Source organism: Rhizobium sp. BK602, assembly GCF_014195095.1.
In the GTDB taxonomy this organism is placed as follows: domain Bacteria; phylum Pseudomonadota; class Alphaproteobacteria; order Rhizobiales; family Rhizobiaceae; genus Rhizobium.
Genome location: NZ_JACIBC010000017.1, coordinates 1 through 2500, shown reverse-complemented (window position 1 = coordinate 2500; position 2500 = coordinate 1). Strand labels below are relative to the sequence as shown.

Sequence of the window (2500 nt, the reverse complement as noted above, 5' to 3'; positions counted from 1 at the left end):
CAAACTCGGAAATAGCTGGTTCTCCGCGAAATCTATTTAGGTAGAGCGTCGAGCGAATACTCCCGGGGGTAGAGCACTGGATGGGCTATGGGGACTCACCGTCTTACTGATCCTAACCAAACTCCGAATACCGGGAAGTACTACTCGGCAGACACACGGCGGGTGCTAACGTCCGTCGTGAAAAGGGCAACAACCCTAACCTCCAGCTAAGGTCCCCAAGTCATGGCTAAGTGGGAAAGGATGTGAGGATCCCAAAACAACCAGGATGTTGGCTTAGAAGCAGCCATCATTTAAAGAAAGCGTAACAGCTCACTGGTCTAGTCAAGGGTCTTTGCGCCGAAAATGTAACGGGGCTGAAGCCATGCACCGAAGCTGAGGATGTGCAGCAATGCACGTGGTAGCGGAGCGTTCCGTAAGCCAGTGAAGGGATACCTGTGAGGGGTCCTGGAGGTATCGGAAGTGCGAATGTTGACATGAGTAACGATAAAGAGGGTGAGAGACCCTCTCGCCGAAAGACCAAGGGTTCCTGCTTAAAGTTAATCTGAGCAGGGTTAGCCGGCCCCTAAGACGAGGCGGACACGCGTAGTCGATGGGAACCACGTTAATATTCGTGGGCCTGGTGGTAGTGACGGATTGCTCAACTTGTAAGGTCTTATTGGATTGATCTTGCAGGGACGCGGTTCCAGGAAATAGCTCCACCGTATAGACCGTACCCGAAACCGACACAGGTGGTCAGGTAGAGTATACCAAGGCGCTTGAGAGAACTATGTTGAAGGAACTCGGCAAATTGCACGCGTAACTTCGGAAGAAGCGTGACCCTTATGTGCGCAAGCATGTGAGGGTGGCACAGACCAGGGGGTAGCGACTGTTTACCAAAAACACAGGGCTCTGCGAAGTCGCAAGACGACGTATAGGGTCTGACGCCTGCCCGGTGCTGGAAGGTTAAGAGGAGGGGTGCAAGCTCTGAATCGAAGCCCCAGTAAACGGCGGCCGTAACTATAACGGTCCTAAGGTAGCGAAATTCCTTGTCGGGTAAGTTCCGACCTGCACGAATGGCGTAACGACTTCCCCGCTGTCTCCAACATAGACTCAGTGAAATTGAATTCCCCGTGAAGATGCGGGGTTCCTGCGGTCAGACGGAAAGACCCCGTGCACCTTTACTATAGCTTTACACTGGCATTCGTGTCGGCATGTGTAGGATAGGTGGTAGGCTTTGAAGCAGGGACGCCAGTTCTTGTGGAGCCATCCTTGAAATACCACCCTTATCGTCATGGATGTCTAACCGCGGTCCGTTATCCGGATCCGGGACAGTGTATGGTGGGTAGTTTGACTGGGGCGGTCGCCTCCGAAAGAGTAACGGAGGCGCGCGATGGTGGGCTCAGACCGGTCGGAAATCGGTCGTCGAGTGCAATGGCATAAGCCCGCCTGACTGCGAGACTGACAAGTCGAGCAGAGACGAAAGTCGGTCATAGTGATCCGGTGGTCCCGTGTGGAAGGGCCATCGCTCAACGGATAAAAGGTACGCCGGGGATAACAGGCTGATGACCCCCAAGAGTCCATATCGACGGGGTTGTTTGGCACCTCGATGTCGGCTCATCGCATCCTGGGGCTGGAGCAGGTCCCAAGGGTTTGGCTGTTCGCCAATTAAAGCGGTACGTGAGCTGGGTTCAGAACGTCGTGAGACAGTTCGGTCCCTATCTGCCGTGGGTGTAGGAATATTGACAGGATCTGTCCCTAGTACGAGAGGACCGGGATGGACATATCTCTGGTGGACCTGTTGTCCTGCCAAGGGCATAGCAGGGTAGCTACATATGGAATGGATAACCGCTGAAGGCATCTAAGCGGGAAACCAACCTGAAAACGAGTGTTCCCTATCAGAGCCGTGGAAGACGACCACGTTGATAGGCCGGGTGTGGAAGTGCGGCAACGCATGAAGCTTACCGGTACTAATAGCTCGATTGGCTTGATTGTTCTCATTGCTTATGCTCATCACAGGCTGAATGCGAAAGCATTCATGCGGCATGAACAAACCAACGACGTGTTCACATAAGACAAAACGAGGCTTCTAGCCTCACCAGCTTCTCAAATCGGGCCAAATCCGCAAGGTTTAGCCCGAAGTTGCGCTTTGCCGACCTGGTGGTTATGGCGGGGTGGCTGCACCCGTTCCCTTTCCGAACACGGCCGTGAAACGCCCCTGCGCCCATGGTACTTCGTCTTAAGACGCGGGAGAGTAGGTCGCTGCCAGGTCTGCCAAACGCAACTCACGCTAAATTACTCAAGTCATTTATGCGTCTCACAATCTTCTCATCACACACGCGATAAACCGAAAAGGTTTATCGCTGAAGCGGCCTGGTCGTGTTACAATAGGCCGCTAAAAGCGGCCTTTGTCGCTTCTGAAAGCAAGTACTTCTCCCCTCGCGCCACCAATAAGGTGCCAAGGGGACACACGACGAACCCTCTGGGTTCGCTCGGGCGCGATAAACCCTTCGGGTTTACGTTG

At 53.8% G+C, this 2500-nt stretch carries 2 rRNA genes (1 of these 2 cut by a window edge); both read left to right on the top strand.

Annotated elements, in window-relative coordinates:
• Positions 1 to 1971 (top strand): 23S ribosomal RNA (locus FHX11_RS29810) (it extends 937 nt beyond the left edge of the window).
• A gap of 161 nt (positions 1972 to 2132) precedes the next feature.
• Positions 2133 to 2247 (top strand): 5S ribosomal RNA (gene rrf / locus FHX11_RS29805).
• Positions 2248 to 2500 lie beyond the last annotated feature (253 nt).